Genomic DNA, 16,353 nt, shown 5'->3' with positions numbered 1-16,353 from the left:
GGGCACGAATCAATCGAACAAATCTCAGTCGGCCTTCACGGCCTCGATCTGAATCTGCAGATCGACGTTCTGCTTGAAGCCATAGCCCTTGCCGTAGTCCACGCCGAATTCGTCGCGGTTGATCTTGCCGCTCGCGTCCGCGCCGCAGGTTTCTTTCTTGGTCATCGGGTTCGGCTTGCACAGGAAGCTGTTGATCTTCAGCTTCACCGGCTTGGTCACGCCGTGCAGAGTCAGGCTGCCGTCGACTTCGGTGGGCGCGCCGTTCTTGAAGTTGGTGAGCTTGCCGGTGTAGGTCGCATTGGGGAACTGCGCGACGTTGAAGATCTCCGCGCCCTTGGCGTGATCGTTCAACTTGTCGTGGCCGAAGTCGATGGCCGACATGTCCATCTTCACATCGACGGTGCCGGTCTGGGCGGCGGTGTCGAGCGTGACGGTGCCGGAGCTGCTGTTGATCTTGCCGCGCCAGTTCGAGAGCCCGCCCATGTGGTCGGCGGTGAAGCTCGGGAAGGTGTGGTTGGGATCGATGTTGTACTTGACCGGAGCGGCGCTCACGGCGCCCGCAGTCAGCGCGGCGGCTGCGACTGCCAGAGCGAGCAGGGACGATGATTTCATGCAGGTCTCCATTGGGGCTGCCGAACCGGCAGCGGTTGAATCGAAAGCGTCAGCCGCCGGCGCGCTTGGCTTTGAAGCCGCGCGTCGTCAGCTCTTGAACCAGTTTGTCGCGATGGTCGCCCTGGATCTCGATGCGGCCATTGTCGACCGCGCCGCCCGAGCCGCACTTCTTCTTGAGCTCGGTGGCCAGTGCCGCAAGTTGCTCGGGCGGCAGGCCGAGCCCGGTGATCACAGTCACGCCTTTACCCTTGCGGCCCGCGGTCTCGCGGCTGACACGAACCACACCGTCGCTGGTGGTCTTGCCGGGCGTGCCCTTCTTGCAAACACAGTCCCGCACCGGGCGCTGGCAGTTGGGGCAGCGCTCGCCGACATCGGTGGAGTACACGATCCGGTTCGAGGTCATGGAGCAGAAAAGGGCAGAGTTTGCATAGTACGAAAGTGTTGCGGCTTTCACGGGCGGGCGCAACTGCGAGCCGCGCGCCGGGCCCTGTAAGATCGGGGATAAGTCTTATGCCACGGAGGAATGAACCATGTTCGGTCTGATCGGAAAGATGATCGCGACCCCGGGCCAGCGCGAGGCGTTGATCGCCATCCTGCTCGACGGGATCGAAGGCATGCCGGGCTGCCTGAGCTACGTCGTGGCGCGCGACGTGAAGGACGAGCACGCGATCTGGATCACCGAGGTTTGGGACAGCAAGGAAAGTCACTCGGCATCGTTGAAGTTGCCGTCGGTGCAGGCCGCCATCGCGAAGGGCAAGCCGTTGATCGCGGGATTCGGCGATTACGTCACGACCGAGCCTGTCGGCGGTGTCAGTTTGACCAAGTAAGATGAATAATTATTCAGGGAGCGTCGGCACCCGCCGACGCCCCCTGTTCCTGCAACAATTGGTTGCATTCTGAAACGACCCCGAGGTAACCGGTTTGTCACACTGATCCCGTTCTGACGACGACGGGATCAGCGAGATGTCACGACCGAATGTTTATTTGCACGGAGGCTGGCGCTGCGGCAGCACCTATGTCTGGAACCGCTTTCGCGCCTTGAGGGAAACGCTGAGTTACTACGAGCCCTTCAGCGAGCAGCTGGCGAGCTGCACTACCGAGAGCATTCTGAAAAACACCGAGCAGACCTGGGATTCGCGGCATCCCGCGCTGTCCGCGCCTTACTTCAGCGAGTATCTGCCGTTGGTCGGCACCAGCGGCGTTTGTTTCTACGACGATCGCTTTGCCACGCAACGTTACTTCAGCGCGGCTCACCAGAAGTTGTTCGAAGAAGACTATCTCGGGCTGCTGCTCGAGTTCGCGCGCAACGAGAACAAGCGTGCGGTCTTCGGCTTCTCACGTTCGCTCGGGCGCGTCGGCGCGATCAAGCGTGTCTTCGACGGCTGCCATGTCGTGCTGGTGCGCGATCCGTTGCAACAGTGGCTGTCCAGTCGTTCGTATCGTGAGCAGACTCAACCGTCGTACTTCGAGCTGCAGCCCCTGATGATTCTGGCGCTGGCGCGACCTGAATCGCCGGCCGGCGCGATCGCTCGTTGGCTGCGTTTGCCGAAGCTGAGCGGCGATTCGTACCGGCATCAATATCGCTCGTTACGTCGGCATTTCCGGACGCTCGACGATGAGCTCTCGTATCGTGCCTTCATCGCGGTGTATCTGCTGTCGTACATGCACGCGTTGCTGCACGCGGATCTGGTGATCGACATGGATCTGCTCAGTCGTTCGCCAAGCTATCGTCAGTCCATCAGCTCGGCGTTCGAGGAGCGGGTCGATCTCGCGCCGGACTTCAGCGATTGCTCGCTGCCGTTGCATGCCACCGATGCGTTGCCGATCGACGTCGATCGCATTCATGACGAAGTCGCGGAGCGAGTGCTGAATCAGGAGATCGGTTATCGGGGCGAGCTCGCCAGTGCTTCCATCGCCGGCAGCTTTAGTGTGGTGATGAACAAGCTGCGGGCCGCGCATCGCGGCCCGGCGAATGCGAAGGAGCATTCAGCGTTGCAGTCGATTCCGCTGGTGCGAACTTCACAGAGCGGGTCGGGCGGCGCAGGGGGACTGCGCCGCTGGCTGGGATTGGGCTAGTACGACTACGGTTGCGCAAGCTGCGTGATGCCGCGCTTGCGCTTTTCCTCGGCGACCATATCGCGCACATCGCTCAACAAACGTCGGGCGTCGTAGACGATGCCGTCCTTGATCGTGTACTTCACGCCGCCGACGCGGCGAGTGCGTCCATCGTCGCCGAGCCGCACGTGACCGGTGCCGTACATCACTTTGAAATTGGCCACCGGATTCTCGTCGAGTACGGCGAGGTCGGCGAGCTTGCCCGGCTCGACCGAGCCGATGCGATCCGCCGCGCCGAGCGCCTGAGCACCATTGAGCGTCGCCGAACGCAGCACTTCCAACGGATGGAAGCCGGCCTCACGCAATAGCTCCAGCTCCTGGATCGTGCCGAAACCATACAACTGATAGATGAAGCCCGAGTCCGAGCCGACCGTGACGCGACCGCCGCGGTTCTTGTAATCGTTCACGAACTCCATCCACGGACGGTAGTTATCGCGCCAGGCAACTTCGTCCTCGGTGCCCCAATCGAAGAAGAAGCTGCCGTGATTGTCGCGATTCGGGGTGTAGAAGTCCCACAGCTGCGGCAAGGTGTATTGCTCGTGCCAGTCGGCGCGACGAGCGCGCATCAGATCGCGTGACGCGAGATAAATCGTGAAGGTCGGATCGATGGTGAAGTCGAGGGCCAGCAGTTCTTTCATCACGGCCTCGTACTTTTCGCTGCCGGGCTTGGCGGCCTGACGCCACAACCGGCCGGCCTGCGCGAAGCGGTCCTGCTCGTTGAAGTAGTTGTAAGCCGGCGGATAGTTCTGCACGGTGCGATCGTCGAACAGCGCTTCCGGCAGGCCGTACCAATGTTCCATCGTGGTGAGGCCCCAGCGGGCGGTGGTCAACACGTTGACCCTGCTCACATCCATCTGCGCGTGATGGCAGGCGCTGCGCATGCCTTGTTTCTTCAGTTCGTCGAAGATCGCTTGCAACACATCGGGCCGGTAGCCGAAACATTTCATGCCCACCGCGCCCTTGGCCTTGATGTCGCGCACCCACTTGCGTCCTTCTTCGGGCGTGGTCAGCGGCTTCTCGGGCGTCAGGAACGCATAAGGGAAGATGCGCGGCGCGGTGATCTCGTTGCGCTCGCTACGACGAGTCTCGCTCGCGCACCACTCGACGCCGTTACCGCAACCGGGGTCGCGGATGGTCGTGATGCCGTGGCCCATCCAGAGTTTGTATACATACTCCGACGGCACGCGTTGTTCGCTGCCGCCAATGTGACCGTGCATGTCGACGAGGCCGGGCAGCACATAGTGATCGCGCAGATCGATTTCGCGACCGCCGGCTTTCAGCTTCGGCCGATTCGGCGGTTCCTTGGTGCCGCCGGGCGCACCGACCGGGAACACGTTCACGATACGATTGCCTTCGATGACGATGTCGGTCGGCCCGAACGCGGGCGCGCCGGTGCCGTTGATCACGATCGCGCTACGCAGGATCAGCTGCGAGTAGGGGCCGTCACCTTCTTTGCGTGCCGGCGCGGGCGGCACTTTGTATTCGTCGTCGGCCGCGAGGCTCGCGGCGGTGTGCAGGAGCAGGCTGGATACAATGGTCGTCCAGGCCAGCGTCCGAAGAAGCGCTCGAGGATGCATGCGTCGCTCGTTTCGATGCCACGGAGCGCGCATGCTAGCTCATGTGAACGCGGAATAGACCAGCGTGCGCAGCTCCCGGCGCAGGTTGTAGATCGTGGAGGGGATCAGCTGGGTCATGAAGATGACGATCAGCTGCTCGCGCGGGTCGATCCAGAAGTAGGTGCTGGCCATCCCGCCCCATGAGAAATCGCCCTGGCTGCCGGGGATGAGCGTGCGGGCCGGGTCGGTGGTGACTGCGAAGCCGAGGCCGAAGCCGACGCCCGAATAGCTCGCCTCACTAAACAACGACACCGACATGTCGGGCAGCTCTTTGCCGCCAGGCAGATGATTGGCGGTCATCAGCTCGATGGTCTTGGGGCTGAGCAGGCGAGCGCCGTCGAGCGAGCCGCCGTTCAACAGCATGCGACAGAAGCGCAGATAATCGGCCGCCGTCGACACGAGGCCACCGCCCCCGGAGATGAAGGCCGGCGGCTGCAGGAAGCGGCTGGTCTGAGCATCGTCCTGCAGCTTCATGCGACCATCCGGTGCGAGCACGTAACACGACGCGAGCCGCGACGCCTTCGATGCGGGCACAGAGAAATCCGTGTCCACCATGCCGAGCGGCGCGAAGATCCGCTGCAGAAGGAACTCTTCGAACGGAATGCCCGAGATCTTGCCCACCAGATAGCCGAGCACATCGGTCGACACCGAATAGTTCCAGACATCGCCGGGCGACGCCTCGAGCGGAATCTTCGCAAGCCCCTCGATCATGGCCTCGAGCGTGCCTGTGCCGGCGGGATCGCCGAAGCCGAACCGGCGATACGCGGCATCGACGTTGGTTCGCTGTTGCAGACCGTAGGTGAGGCCCGAGGTGTGACGAAGCAGATCGACGATGCGCATCGGCGCTTTGGTCGGCCGCGTGCGGAATGTTTCCATGAAGCCCGCTTCGTACACCCCCAGGTTGCGCCACTGAGGAATGTAACGATGCACCGGATCGTCGAGCGCAATCAGCCCTTCCTCGACCAGCATCATCAGCGCCACGCTGGTGATGGGCTTGGTCATGGAATAGATGCGGAAGATCGTGTCCTGCTGCAGCGGACGCGTGCGTTCCAGGTCCATCTGGCCTTGCACGCTGAAATGTGCGACCTCGCCGCGCCGCTCGATGAGCGTCATGGCGCAGGGCAGGCGGCCCATGTCCACGTAACGCTGTTGCACGTACCGGTCGAGATACTGCAGGCGACTGCTGGACAGACCGGCGGCTTCAGGTGACATGCGAGGTCCTCGTGGCTAGATGCGCGACTCCCGTTGCGAGTCTCGCATGAAAATGTACACGAGCAGCGAGATGAACACACAGCCGGTCACGTACCAGTAGAACAGCTCTTCGTGGCCGATGTTCTTGAACGCCAGCGCGATCATCTCGGCGGTGCCGCCGAACAGCGAGACGGTGATCGCATACGGCAGGCCGACGCCCAGTGCGCGGATCTCCACCGGAAACAATTCAGCTTTCACCACGGCGCTGATGGAACTGTACAGCGAGGAAATCGCCAGGGCGATGAATATCAGGACGAATGCGGTCCAGGCATCGTGCGCCTGTGACAGCGCCGACAGCAGCGGCACCGTTGCGAACAGCGCAAGCACGCCGAATACGATCAGCATGGGTCGTCGGCCGTAACGATCGGACAGCGCGCCCATCAAAGGCTGTAGCAGCATGAAGATGAAAAGGTTCGCGGTCGATACCAGCGTGGATTCGCCTTTACTCAGTCCGACCGTGTTCACCAGGAACTTCTGCATGTATGTGGTGAACGTATAGAAGAACAACGTGCCGCCCATGGTCAGCCCGATGACGATCAGCACTTCGCGCGGGTGCTTGAGCAGCAGGGTCAACTGGCCTGACTCGGGCGCGGCGGATTTGTTTTTGAACGCGTCGGTCTCGACCAGATTCCGGCGCAAATACAGCGCGGCGACGGCGGCCAGAGCGCCGATGATGAAGGGAATGCGCCAGCCCCAGGATTCCAGCTGCTGCGCGTCCAGCACGAAGAACTGCAGGACCATCAGCACCGCCAGCGCCAGCAACTGACCCATGATCAGCGTGACGTACAGGATGCCTGAATAGAAACCGCGCTTGCCGGCGGTCGCGATCTCGCTCATGTAAGTCGCACTGGTGCCGTATTCGCCGCCAACGCTGAAGCCTTGGATCAGTCGCGCGATCAGCAACAGGGCAGGGGCGGCGGCGCCGATGGTCTGATACGTCGGCGTGACGGCGATGATCAGCGAACCCAGACACATCAGCGTGACCGACAGGGTCAATGCAGCTTTGCGACCGTGACGGTCTGCATAGCGGCCCATCACCCAGCCGCCGATCGGGCGCATCAAGAAGCCGACGGCGAAGATGGCCGCGGTATTCAGCAATTGCAGGGTGCTATTGGTCGCCGGAAAAAAGCTCGGCGCGAAATAGATCGCGAACGCGGCGTACGTGTACCAGTCATACCACTCGATCAGGTTGCCGACGGAGCCGCCGAAAATGGCCCGTAAACGTTGTCTGGTTGTGGTCTCGATCCCCGCGCTATCGTTCACTTGGTAGAGTTATTAGTGGGCCCGCGCGGGATGGTGAACGAAGCGCCCCTCAAAGAGAAGCACCGTGGAAACACCGAATGCCCCATAAAAGGAAGCGGTGGACGGCCCGAACTGGTCGCTGGGCCATCACACCGCTTCGAAATTCACGGCCTGCTAGACCGACGGAGTCATACCCATCCGTCGGCTAATGTGCGGGTCGTGAATTCCGAGACGAATCTTCCCGGCTGGTGCCTTCGCGAGTGGTCGCATCGCTGTGACCGGTCACTTCGGCCGGATCGTGATCCTTGGCACGTTGCTTGGCTTGCTGCTCGGCGCGGCGAATGTCCTTCTCTTCGCTGGGCGAGACGTTACCGGCGTTCTCGATCTCGCGCTGACCGCGCTCGGACTCGACGAACTCCTTGGTCGCCTTGCGATAGTTGCGATCGGCAGTCTTGTTGCCTTCGCCTTCGTTTCGCTGTGATCCCATGAGTGCGGTCCTCCAGTGCGTCAACCTAACTGCGAGGTAAAACGTCCGCCGGTCATCGAGGTTCCGCGCACGGCTGGTATGCTCTCAATGTGTACTGGATACTCGCTACAATTTTCATCGTCATCGCGCTGGCCGTGCCGCGCTACCGCCCGATCGGTATCGTCGGGTGCGTGCTGCTCGGTGCGATGCTGACATGGGGTGTCATTCAGCGCTTACGCGCGCCACCGGATGACGACCGCCCACAGGTGCAGCAGCGCGGGCGGCCGACATCCCCGGCGGCGGCGCTGCAGATCATTGCGCCGAATCAGGTGCAGGTGGACGGCGTGAAAATGACGGGAGGCGGCGCCCCATTCGAGTTGCGCGGCCGGATCCAGAACAAATCGGACGCTTTGCTGAAGTCCGTCACGCTGCTGGTCACGCGACGGGATTGCTTCGAAGGCGCGCTGGATCCGACCGGCTGCATCGTGCTGTGGCAGGACAAGCACTGGATTTCGATCGCCATTCCTCCGGGCGATGCGCGCGATTTCTCCAGCTCGGTATGGATGCGAGGAGCCGCGCCCGGTGTGCGAGGCACGGTCAAAGACTCCTTCGAAGTCGTGGCCGCATCGGGTGAAATTCCGCCGCCCGCCAGCAAAGCGGATCAATGATCGTTACGCGAAGTCTGGGTATGCAGCTGACATTGAGCTACTTGATTGCCGGCTGGTCCGGGTTCTTTGTGATGGCGGTGGAGTTGTTGGGCGGGCGCTTGCTGGCGCCGACCTTCGGCAGCAGCATCTACGTGTGGGGCGCCATCATCACCGTGTTCATGCTGGCGCTGTCCATCGGATATCTGGCCGGCGGGCGCCTGTCGATGAACGCTCCCTCGGTGCGCAAGCTCGGGCTGATCCTGATCGTCGCCGCGCTCACCGTGTTGCCGTTGTTGCTGTTCGCCGTGCCGCTGCTCGATGCGGTCGCCAATGCCATTCCCGATCCGCGCTTCGGCTCGCTGGTCGGCGCAACGGTGCTGTTCTTCATTCCCACCGTGTTCTCCGGGATGATCTCGCCGTACGCGGTGCGCCTGATCGTGCCGGACCGCTCGAGCTCGGGTCGCCACGCCGGTCAGCTGTATTTCGTGTCGACTTTTGGCAGTGCCGCCGGCACGCTGCTGACTTCGTTCTATCTGGTGCTGATCCTGGAAGTGAACCAAATCCTGATCGCGCTGATGACCATTTCAGGCCTGATCGGCGCGGTCGCCTGTCTGGCTCGCGGAGAATCGAATGCGCAGTAGTTGGCGAGCCTTGCTATTGTTGGGGGCCGGGTTGCTCGCAGGTCATGGGGCGGCCGCCGACAATATGAAGTTATTGCACTCCGAACGTTCGCTGTATCGCGAAGTGCTCGTCTACGAGACGGGCGACGTGCGCTGTATCTGTTTCACTCGCTTTTGTCGCATCGGCCGGCAGACCTGCCAGGACGTGAAGCATCCCGACCGCATCGTCATGAACTATCCGCAGATGATGCTGGGCTCGCTGTTCGTGAAGCCCGAGCCCAAGTCGGTGCTGATCATCGGCCTCGGCGGCGGCACGATTCCACGCGCACTGCATGAGCTGGTGCCGCAGGCGCGCATCGATGTGGTTGAGATCGATCCCGCGGTCGTCAAAGTGGCGCGTCGTTATTTCGATCTGGGCGACAACAACGAAATGAACGTCATCGAAGCGGACGGTCGCGTGCAGGTGAAGCGGGCGCTGCGGGAGCGGAAGAGCTACGACCTGATCATGCTCGACGCGTTCGATCACGAATACATTCCCGAGCACTTGCTGACCCAGGAATTCCTGAAGGAAGTAAAGGCGCTGCTGGCGCCCGGCGGAGTGCTCGCGGCCAATACCTTCTCATCGAGCCGACTCTACGATCATGAGTCGACCACGTACGCGTCGGTGTTTCCCGAGTTCTTCAATTTGAAGAAGGAGAACCGCGTCATCATCGCGGCCAATGGCCCGTTGCCCGACGCGGAGCAGCTGCAAGCGAACAGCCAGCGCTTCGAGGGGGCGTTCGATACGTTCGGCATGAGCACGAGCAAGCTCTTGCCGCTGTTCTCGACCAAACAAGACTGGGAACGCGACGCGCGCATCCTCACCGATCAATACTCGCCGGCGAACCTGCTCAATCTCGGCAAGAACTGAGCAGAGGATGCATCACCGGCGGCTTGATCGATCAAGCCGCGGTGTGGTTGCGGCTCAGTTGATCGAGCCGCGGGTGCGTTCCAATTCCTGAATGGCGAGCATCACGTCCTGCAGCTGCGGGCGCTCGCCGCCGGCCATGTTCTCGTCCTGAGCCGTCGACAATAACTCCGCGTCCTTTTTCCACGATTCCAGGATGCGCAGCTTTTCATCGGCATCGAGCTCAGTATCCCGGACCACGTCGATGGGCTTGCGATACTCGCGGGTGGGATCGCTGATGGCGTCGCACACCTTGCTCTCGTGGGTCTGGCTCATGAAATGTCCTCAGTCGCGACGCGTGAGAAAGCCGATGATCAAAGCGACGCCGGCGACTGCGCCGATGATGCCCCAGGTGTGATCGCGCACATACGCGTCGGTATAGCGGGCATATTTGCGGACGCGACGTTGCATCCGACGGTCATACAGATTGTCGAAGGCCTGCCGCACGGTTTTCTGGGTGCGGGCACGAGCTTCTTGAACGCGATCGTTGGTAACATCGGCCGTGGCGCGCAGTAATTCTTCGGCGTCACGGGCCACGCTCTGCAAATCCTTGCGCAGATGTCGGATAGGGGTGTCAAAAGCACCGTTTCGCATGGGGGAACCTCCTCGGAACTCGACTGGTACGGCGCGGACTAATCCGCCGTCCGCAAAAACAACGCGATGAATTGCAGGCGGGTTCCACGTAGGATTTGACTGCGTATCTGGATCCGTATGCATCCTTTGCACGGAGTAGTTCATGGCCACGAAAAGCAAAACGACGGCGAAGCGTAAGCGAGCGCCGGCCAAGCGTAAGACACCGAAAAAGGCAGCTCCGCGCACCCGCGGCGTCATGCCGGCCGAATGTCGTCTGGAGAATCTGCCGCCTGAAGCGGCGGCCGTCGCCGAACGGATCGAGCGCGAGGGCGGTTTTGTCATCGGCAGTTATTGCGAGCCGCTGGGCCGCAATCCGCTGATGCTCGCGGCTTTGCCCATCGATCAGGTCGAGCCTACGCCGTTTCAGCGCGACCTGTCCGATGCCCACTACAAGAAGCTGTCGGGCGTCATCGATCGCACCGGCTTGTTTCTGGATCCGGTGATCGCCATCACCGCGCCGAAAGAAGGCTTCTGGACACCGAACGGCCGGCACCGGCTCGAAGCGATGCGCCGGCTCGGCGCGAAATCCATCATCGCGCTGGTCGTGCCCAAACGTGAGATCGCGTGGCAGATCCTGGCGCTCAACACCGAAAAAGCTCACAACCTGCGCGAGCGCTCGCTCGAGGTGATTCGTATCTACAAAGGGCTCATCGAGGAAGATGCGCGCCGGCCGGAAAAGGACTTCGCCTTCTATCTGGAAGAGGCGTCGCTGGTCACCCTGGGCTTGTGTTACGAGCGCAAAGGCAACTTCGCGGGCGGTGCTTATCATCCCATCCTGCGTCGGCTCGAGGAGTTCTCGGACGAGTCGTTGCAAGCGTCGCTGAAGGTTCATCAGAAGTACGCCGACCAGCTGTTCGAGCTGGACGAGAAGGTCATGGTCGTGATCGAGAAGTTGAAAGAGCGCGGCCTGGTCAGCCCGTATCTACGCGCGTTCGTGGTCGCTCGGATCAATCCGTTACGCTGGATCAAGGATGAGCCGCCGCCGTTGCCCGAAGTGCTCAAGACCATGAAAGAGCGGCTGGCGAAGTTCAACGTGGACAAGGTGAACCAGCAGGACCTGGCGAAGGCGGGCGGCGGTGCGCCGGACACCGAGTCTTAAAAGCCCGGATCGGGAACAAACATTCCCTCCGGAAACGGATTGGGATGGTCTCTCTCGGCGTAGTGGCGTGAGTCCTGAATCACGCCGCGCGCGACCAGGTTTTCTTTCGAGTCGTAATATATAACGATTGTTTCTGCCGGCACGTGCGACGCGCGTTGAAAGTCGACGTACTCGGCGCGCGATGTTTCGCGATGACCGTGGCCGGTGCCGAGTTTGTCCTGCTCGCGACGCGCTAATGATTCATCTGCCGCGGCCGGCGGAGCCGCCGCACGTTCCTCGAATGAAGGTTGGTGGTAGTGGCAGCAGGGACGGCGCTCTCGAAACACGGCCACGCCGATGACACCGACGTTTTCCGGCCGACCGGTCCGGGCGGCGTAGGACTTCGGGAGTTTGGTGAAATAAAAGGTCGCGACTTCGTCCAGGCTCTTGCGCCAGCCTTCGATGTTCACGCCGTCACCGGCATCGAGCACATAGCCCGACTGCTGTTCATCCGCGGTCTTGCCGTCGATGACATTCACGCCGTCGACGCTGGTCACCGCCAGCAGCCGCTCGCTGGTCCGGTTGTCGAGCCGCACTTCATATTGATGGCCGGGCTCGCCGACCACATAAAGACGGTTCTCATGAACGCGCACGGGCAGGGTGTAGCCGGCGGTCCGGTCGAAAATCTCGACGCGGGCCAGCTGCTGGATATACCCCGGGGCGTAGTCCCGCCCGGCGAGCGCCAGGCTGGGCAGCGACAGGGCGATGAGCATCAGCAAGGGCGGCAACCGGCGCATATCAGCTCCGCTATTGGGTGGCTGATGGCTGTAAACGGGCCAATCGGTGCAACGGGGTCAATGAGTTTGGCCCGGCAGATCGGGCGCGGGCGCCGTTCAGGCGGCCGGAGCGCCTACGGGGTCCGGGCTGCACGCTTGCCCTTCGCCCCGACCCCCGCTATGTTCGCGCCTCCGAAGGATGAGGCAACTGTTTGCATGGCAATGAATTTCCTGGACTTCGAGCAGCCGATCGCCGAATTGGAGGCGAAGATCGACGAGCTCAAGTTCGTCTCCAGCGACGCCGAGGTGAATATCGGCGAGGAGATCGCACGTCTGCGCGCCAAGAGCCGGGCGCTGACGACCAGCATTTTCTCCAACCTCAGCCAATGGCAGATCGCGCAGCTGGCGCGTCATCCGCAGCGGCCGTACACGCTGGATTACATCAGCACGATCTTCACGGATTTCCAGGAACTGCACGGCGATCGCATGTATGCGGACGATCACGCCATCGTCGGCGGCGTGGCGCGTCTGGACGGCCGGCCGGTGATGATCATCGGCCAGCAAAAGGGCCGCGATACCAAGGAGCGCGTGCGTCGTAATTACGGCATGCCCAAGCCCGAGGGCTATCGCAAGGCGCTGCGCCTGATGCACATGGCCGAGCGCTTCCAGTTGCCCCTGATCACTTTCATCGACACGTCGGGTGCCTATCCCGGCGTCGGCGCCGAAGAGCGCGGCCAGAGCGAGGCCATCGCGCGCAATCTGTTCGAGATGTCGACCTTGCAGGTTCCCATCATCAGCGTGGTGATCGGCGAGGGCGGCTCGGGCGGCGCGCTCGCCATCGGCGTCTGCGATCGTTTGCTGATGCTCCAGTACAGCATCTATTCGGTGATCTCGCCGGAGGGCTGTGCGGGCATCCTGTGGCGTAGCGGCGATAAGAAGGATCTGGCGGCCGAGGCCATGGGCGTGAGCGCCGAGCGCATCGCCAAGCTGGGCGGCATCGTCGATGAAGTGCTCAAAGAGCCTCTGGGCGGCGCGCATCGCGATCCGCAGGTCATGGCCGATACGTTGAAGGATGCGCTGCTGCGTAATCTCAACGAGTTGCAGGCCAAGCCGCTGGACCAATTGATGAAGGCGCGCGAACAGCGCCTGCGCGGCTACGGAGTTTATAGCGTCGGCTGACGAGTCGCGGCTCATGTTCACTCCACGTGAGCTGCAAAATCGTATTCAAGGCAAGCTGCCGCCGGACGCCGCTGTTTGTATCGCTTTCAGCGGCGGCCTCGATTCCACGGTGTTGTTACATTCGTTTGCCCGGCTCGGCTTCCGAATGCGCGCGGTTCATATCGATCATGGACTGCATACGGACTCGGCGCGTTGGCGCGATCACTGCGAGCAACAGGCTCGAGCGCTGCAAGTCGAATTCACCTCCATTCGCGTCGATGTCACAGGCATCGAGGAGCTAGGTCTCGAAGCCGCGGCTCGCGATGCTCGCTACCACGCGTTGGAGAAAGAGCTGCGGGCTGGCGAATATCTGTTAGTCGGTCAGCACGCCGACGATCAATTGGAAACCATGCTGCTCGCGCTGATGCGAGGTGCGGGTGTGTTGGGTTTGAGCGGGATGCAAGTGTTCGAGCCGTTCGCCAGCGGCGCGTTGCTCCGACCGCTGTGGGATTTCACTCGTGCCGAGCTCGAGATGTGGGCGAGGGCAGAAGGATTGGTCTGGCTCACCGATCCCTCCAACGACAATTACGCGCTCGACCGTAATTTCATCCGCCATCGAATCGTGTCGGCGCTTCGCGAGCGATGGCCGGCGGCGGCACAGACAGCGCTGCGCTCCTCGCAACACTTACAAGAGGCCTGGCGGACGCTGGAGCAACTGGCGGCGATCGATGCCGAGCAGGCCATCGAGGGTGAGTGTCTGAGTGTCGCGGCGTTGGCGGCGCTCAATCCGGAACGCCGCCGGAATCTATTGCGATATTGGATCCGCCGGCGGGGCGCTCGGGCGCCGTCGACGCGCAAGCTGGCGGGCATCGAGCACGACATGCTCGCCGCCGGTCCGGATCGCGTGCCTTGTGTCGGCTGGGATGGCTGGGAAATGCGCCGGCATCGGGGCCGGCTGTATTGCGAGCAGAAACTGCCGCCCCTCGACACTGAGTTGACGCTCACCTGGCCCACCCACACATCGCTCCAATTGCCGGCAAATCTCGGCGCGTTACGTATCTCTCCTGGAGCGCCGGGCGGCTTGAGCGCTGCTAAGCTTCCCGCAACATTGTCTGTGCGGTTTCGTGTGGGCGGAGAGACCTTGCAGCCCGCCGGTCACGCGATTCACCACAAGTTGAAGAAGCTGCTGCAAGCGTCGGCCATCCTGCCATGGTGGCGCGAGCGCCTGCCGCTCGTGTACGCGGGCAAGCAGCTCGTCGCTGTCGGGGATTTGTGGATCGCCGACGAGTTCGCCGCGCGTGACGACGAGCCCTCCGTGTCGATTTCCTGGGAGCAGCGGCCCGCGATTGTCGGCCGCGACCCCAACGTATAGACGATTTCTGTCCTTTCGCCGCTATCCGTACGCAACGTATTGAGTTAGACTGCGCTCCCGTCGTGATTCATTGATGCGCCCACCTTCTGATCGGGTGCGTCACGATCCAGATCCCACCCTTCTTGTTTGCGACGGTGCTTTACGATGACGCGTTTTATCTGTGTAACCGGCGGTGTTGTTTCCTCGCTGGGCAAAGGCATTGCCGCGGCTTCCCTGGGCGCCATCCTCGAGTCGCGCGGGCTCAAGGTCAGCATGGTGAAGCTGGATCCGTACATCAACGTCGATCCGGGCACCATGAGCCCGTTCCAGCACGGCGAAGTGTTCGTGACCACCGACGGCTACGAGAGCGATCTCGACCTCGGTCACTACGAGCGCTTCGTGCGCACCACGACTTCACGTAATTCGAACTTCACGACCGGGCGCATCTACGAGCGCGTGATCGCGAAGGAGCGTCGCGGCGACTACTTGGGCGCGACGGTGCAGGTCATCCCGCACATCACCGATGAGATCAAGCATTGCATCCGCATGGGTGCCGGCGATGCCGACATCTGCATGGTGGAGATCGGCGGCACGGTCGGCGACATCGAGTCGTTGCCGTTCCTCGAGGCGATTCGTCAGCTGGGCGTGGAGCTGGGCCGGAACAACGTGCTCTACATGCACCTGACCCTGATCCCGTACATCCCGAGCTCGGGCGAGATCAAGACCAAGCCGACCCAGCACTCGGTGAAGGAGCTGCGCTCCATCGGTATCCAGCCCGACATCCTGGTGTGCCGTTCGCAGAACGCGCTGCCGGCCGAGCATCGTCGCAAGATCGCGCTGTTCACCAACGTGGAAGAGCGCGCCGTCATCACCGCGGTGGACGCGGACGATCTTTACAAAATCCCGCAGCTGCTGCACGAAGAAGGCCTGGACGACATCGTGGTCGACAAGCTGCGCCTGGACGTGCCGCCGGCCGACCTGAGCGAGTGGAAGCAGGTCGTGAACGCCAAGGCCAACCCCGAGGCGAAGGTCACGATCGCGATGGTCGGCAAGTACGTCAACCTGCGTGACTCCTACATCTCGCTGTCCGAAGCGCTGACCCATGCCGGCGTGCGCACGCGGACGCGCGTCAACATCCAGTTCGTGGAAGCGACGGATGTGGAGAAGCACGGCACCGGCTGCCTCGAAGGCGTCGACGCCATTCTGGTGCCGGGCGGCTTTGGCGAGCGCGGCGTCGAAGGCAAGATGCAGGCGATCAAGTTCGCGCGTGAGCGTCAGATCCCGTACCTGGGCATCTGCCTGGGCATGCAGCTGGCCATCATCGAATTCGCGCGCAACATCGCCGGCCTGCAGGGCGCGCATTCGACCGAATTCAACCGCGCCTCGCCGCATCCGGTCGTCGCGCTCATCACTGAGTGGCAGGACGAGAAGGGCAAGGTCGAGCAGCGCACCGAGAAGTCGGACATGGGTGGCACCATGCGCCTGGGCGCTCAGGAAGCGCGTCTGTCGCACGGCTCGAAGGCGCATCAGATCTATGGCTCGGACACGGTGATGGAGCGCCATCGTCATCGTTACGAGTTCAACAATCGGTATCTGCAGAAGCTGATGAACGCGGGCCTGCGCTTCTCCGGCTTCTCGCGCGACGGCCTGGTGGAAATGGTCGAGCTGCCGTCGCATCCGTTCTTCGTGGCGAGCCAGTTCCATCCGGAATTCCGCTCCACGCCGCGCGACGGTCATCCGTTGTTCTCCGGGTTCGTGAAGGCGGCGCGTGCTTATCACCAGAGCCAGCAGCCCGAAGAGAAGCGCGTCGCCGTCGGCGGCGCCTGAGAGAGATCTGAAGAC

The 16,353-nt window shown here is 62.2% G+C and carries 18 protein-coding genes; 9 read left to right on the top strand and 9 right to left on the bottom strand.

The window, feature by feature from the left end; all coding sequences use genetic code 11:
• Positions 1-24: 24 nt before the first annotated feature.
• Both ACFPN2_RS24145 and ACFPN2_RS24140 read right to left on the bottom strand, forming a co-directional pair.
• Entirely contained in the window at positions 25-612 is a 588-nt protein-coding gene (locus tag ACFPN2_RS24145; RefSeq protein ID WP_380601365.1) for a YceI family protein, read from the bottom strand.
• Between the two features lie 49 nt (positions 613-661).
• On the bottom strand, positions 662-1,015 hold the full coding sequence (locus ACFPN2_RS24140) for a translation initiation factor Sui1 (protein WP_380601364.1): 354 nt from the start codon (positions 1,013-1,015) through the stop codon (positions 662-664).
• A gap of 127 nt (positions 1,016-1,142) precedes the next feature.
• Between ACFPN2_RS24140 and ACFPN2_RS24135 the strand changes: the two genes are divergently transcribed.
• Positions 1,143-1,439, top strand: a complete 297-nt coding sequence (locus tag ACFPN2_RS24135) for a putative quinol monooxygenase (protein ID WP_380601362.1) — start codon at positions 1,143-1,145, stop codon at positions 1,437-1,439.
• 136 nt (positions 1,440-1,575) lie between these two features.
• Entirely contained in the window at positions 1,576-2,688 is a 1,113-nt protein-coding gene (locus tag ACFPN2_RS24130) for a hypothetical protein (RefSeq protein WP_380601360.1), read from the top strand.
• Between the two features lie 5 nt (positions 2,689-2,693).
• On the opposite strand, the gene ACFPN2_RS24125 is transcribed toward ACFPN2_RS24130, so the two are convergent.
• From ACFPN2_RS24125 to ACFPN2_RS24110, 4 genes are all read right to left on the bottom strand, one after another.
• Positions 2,694-4,304, bottom strand: a complete 1,611-nt coding sequence (locus ACFPN2_RS24125; RefSeq protein WP_380601358.1) for an amidohydrolase family protein — start codon at positions 4,302-4,304, stop codon at positions 2,694-2,696.
• Positions 4,305-4,343: 39 nt separating this feature from the next.
• A complete protein-coding gene (locus ACFPN2_RS24120; protein ID WP_380601356.1) occupies positions 4,344-5,555 on the bottom strand; it encodes a serine hydrolase domain-containing protein in 1,212 nt (403 codons plus the stop codon).
• Positions 5,556-5,570: 15 nt separating this feature from the next.
• Positions 5,571-6,857 (bottom strand): MFS transporter, encoded by a 1,287-nt coding sequence (locus tag ACFPN2_RS24115; RefSeq protein WP_380601354.1) that lies wholly within the window; start codon positions 6,855-6,857, stop codon positions 5,571-5,573.
• Between the two features lie 184 nt (positions 6,858-7,041).
• Positions 7,042-7,323, bottom strand: a complete 282-nt coding sequence (locus ACFPN2_RS24110; RefSeq protein ID WP_380601352.1) for a hypothetical protein — start codon at positions 7,321-7,323, stop codon at positions 7,042-7,044.
• A gap of 89 nt (positions 7,324-7,412) precedes the next feature.
• Between ACFPN2_RS24110 and ACFPN2_RS24105 the strand changes: the two genes are divergently transcribed.
• Genes ACFPN2_RS24105 through ACFPN2_RS24095 form a run of 3 tightly spaced genes read left to right on the top strand, consistent with a single transcriptional unit; the run spans position 7,413 to position 9,479 of the window.
• Positions 7,413-7,970 carry a hypothetical protein gene (locus ACFPN2_RS24105; protein ID WP_380601351.1) on the top strand — a complete coding sequence of 186 codons (558 nt, stop codon included), beginning with the start codon at positions 7,413-7,415 and terminating at the stop codon, positions 7,968-7,970.
• 20 nt (positions 7,971-7,990) lie between these two features.
• The gene (locus tag ACFPN2_RS24100) at positions 7,991-8,590 is read left to right on the top strand and encodes a fused MFS/spermidine synthase (RefSeq protein WP_380601349.1); all 600 of its coding nucleotides are present in this window, start codon (positions 7,991-7,993) and stop codon (positions 8,588-8,590) included.
• The gene (locus tag ACFPN2_RS24095) at positions 8,580-9,479 is read left to right on the top strand and encodes a spermidine synthase (RefSeq protein ID WP_380601348.1); all 900 of its coding nucleotides are present in this window, start codon (positions 8,580-8,582) and stop codon (positions 9,477-9,479) included. The genes ACFPN2_RS24100 and ACFPN2_RS24095 overlap by 11 nt, the downstream gene beginning before the upstream one ends.
• Positions 9,480-9,533: 54 nt before the next feature.
• Here ACFPN2_RS24095 and ACFPN2_RS24090 read toward each other — a convergent pair whose 3' ends face one another.
• Both ACFPN2_RS24090 and ACFPN2_RS24085 read right to left on the bottom strand, forming a co-directional pair.
• Entirely contained in the window at positions 9,534-9,791 is a 258-nt protein-coding gene (locus ACFPN2_RS24090) for a hypothetical protein (protein ID WP_380601347.1), read from the bottom strand.
• A 9-nt stretch (positions 9,792-9,800) separates the two neighbouring features.
• Positions 9,801-10,109, bottom strand: coding sequence for an ElaB/YgaM/YqjD family protein (locus ACFPN2_RS24085; RefSeq protein ID WP_380601345.1), 309 nt, complete (start codon positions 10,107-10,109; stop codon positions 9,801-9,803).
• A 142-nt stretch (positions 10,110-10,251) separates the two neighbouring features.
• On the opposite strand from ACFPN2_RS24085, the gene ACFPN2_RS24080 reads away from it, so the two are divergent.
• A complete protein-coding gene (locus ACFPN2_RS24080) occupies positions 10,252-11,247 on the top strand; it encodes a ParB N-terminal domain-containing protein (RefSeq protein ID WP_380601343.1) in 996 nt (331 codons plus the stop codon).
• Here ACFPN2_RS24080 and ACFPN2_RS24075 read toward each other — a convergent pair.
• Positions 11,244-12,023, bottom strand: a complete 780-nt coding sequence (locus tag ACFPN2_RS24075) for a hypothetical protein (protein ID WP_380601341.1) — start codon at positions 12,021-12,023, stop codon at positions 11,244-11,246. The two genes, ACFPN2_RS24080 and ACFPN2_RS24075, sit on opposite strands and share 4 nt — an antisense overlap.
• 195 nt (positions 12,024-12,218) lie before the next feature.
• Between ACFPN2_RS24075 and ACFPN2_RS24070 the strand changes: the two genes are divergently transcribed.
• From ACFPN2_RS24070 to ACFPN2_RS24060, 3 genes are all read left to right on the top strand, one after another.
• The gene (locus tag ACFPN2_RS24070) at positions 12,219-13,181 is read left to right on the top strand and encodes an acetyl-CoA carboxylase carboxyltransferase subunit alpha (protein ID WP_380601339.1); all 963 of its coding nucleotides are present in this window, start codon (positions 12,219-12,221) and stop codon (positions 13,179-13,181) included.
• Positions 13,182-13,194: 13 nt separating this feature from the next.
• On the top strand, positions 13,195-14,532 hold the full coding sequence (gene tilS, locus ACFPN2_RS24065; RefSeq protein ID WP_380601337.1) for a tRNA lysidine(34) synthetase TilS: 1,338 nt from the start codon (positions 13,195-13,197) through the stop codon (positions 14,530-14,532).
• A gap of 144 nt (positions 14,533-14,676) precedes the next feature.
• Positions 14,677-16,338 (top strand): CTP synthase, encoded by a 1,662-nt coding sequence (locus tag ACFPN2_RS24060; RefSeq protein WP_380601335.1) that lies wholly within the window; start codon positions 14,677-14,679, stop codon positions 16,336-16,338.
• Positions 16,339-16,353: the final 15 nt, after the last annotated feature.

The sequence above is a fragment of the Steroidobacter flavus genome, assembly GCF_042651805.1.
GTDB classification, from domain to species: Bacteria; Pseudomonadota; Gammaproteobacteria; order Steroidobacterales; family Steroidobacteraceae; genus Steroidobacter; species Steroidobacter flavus.
The sequence above is the reverse complement of the archived record's forward strand: the minus strand, read 5'-3'. Positions and strand labels throughout refer to the sequence as shown.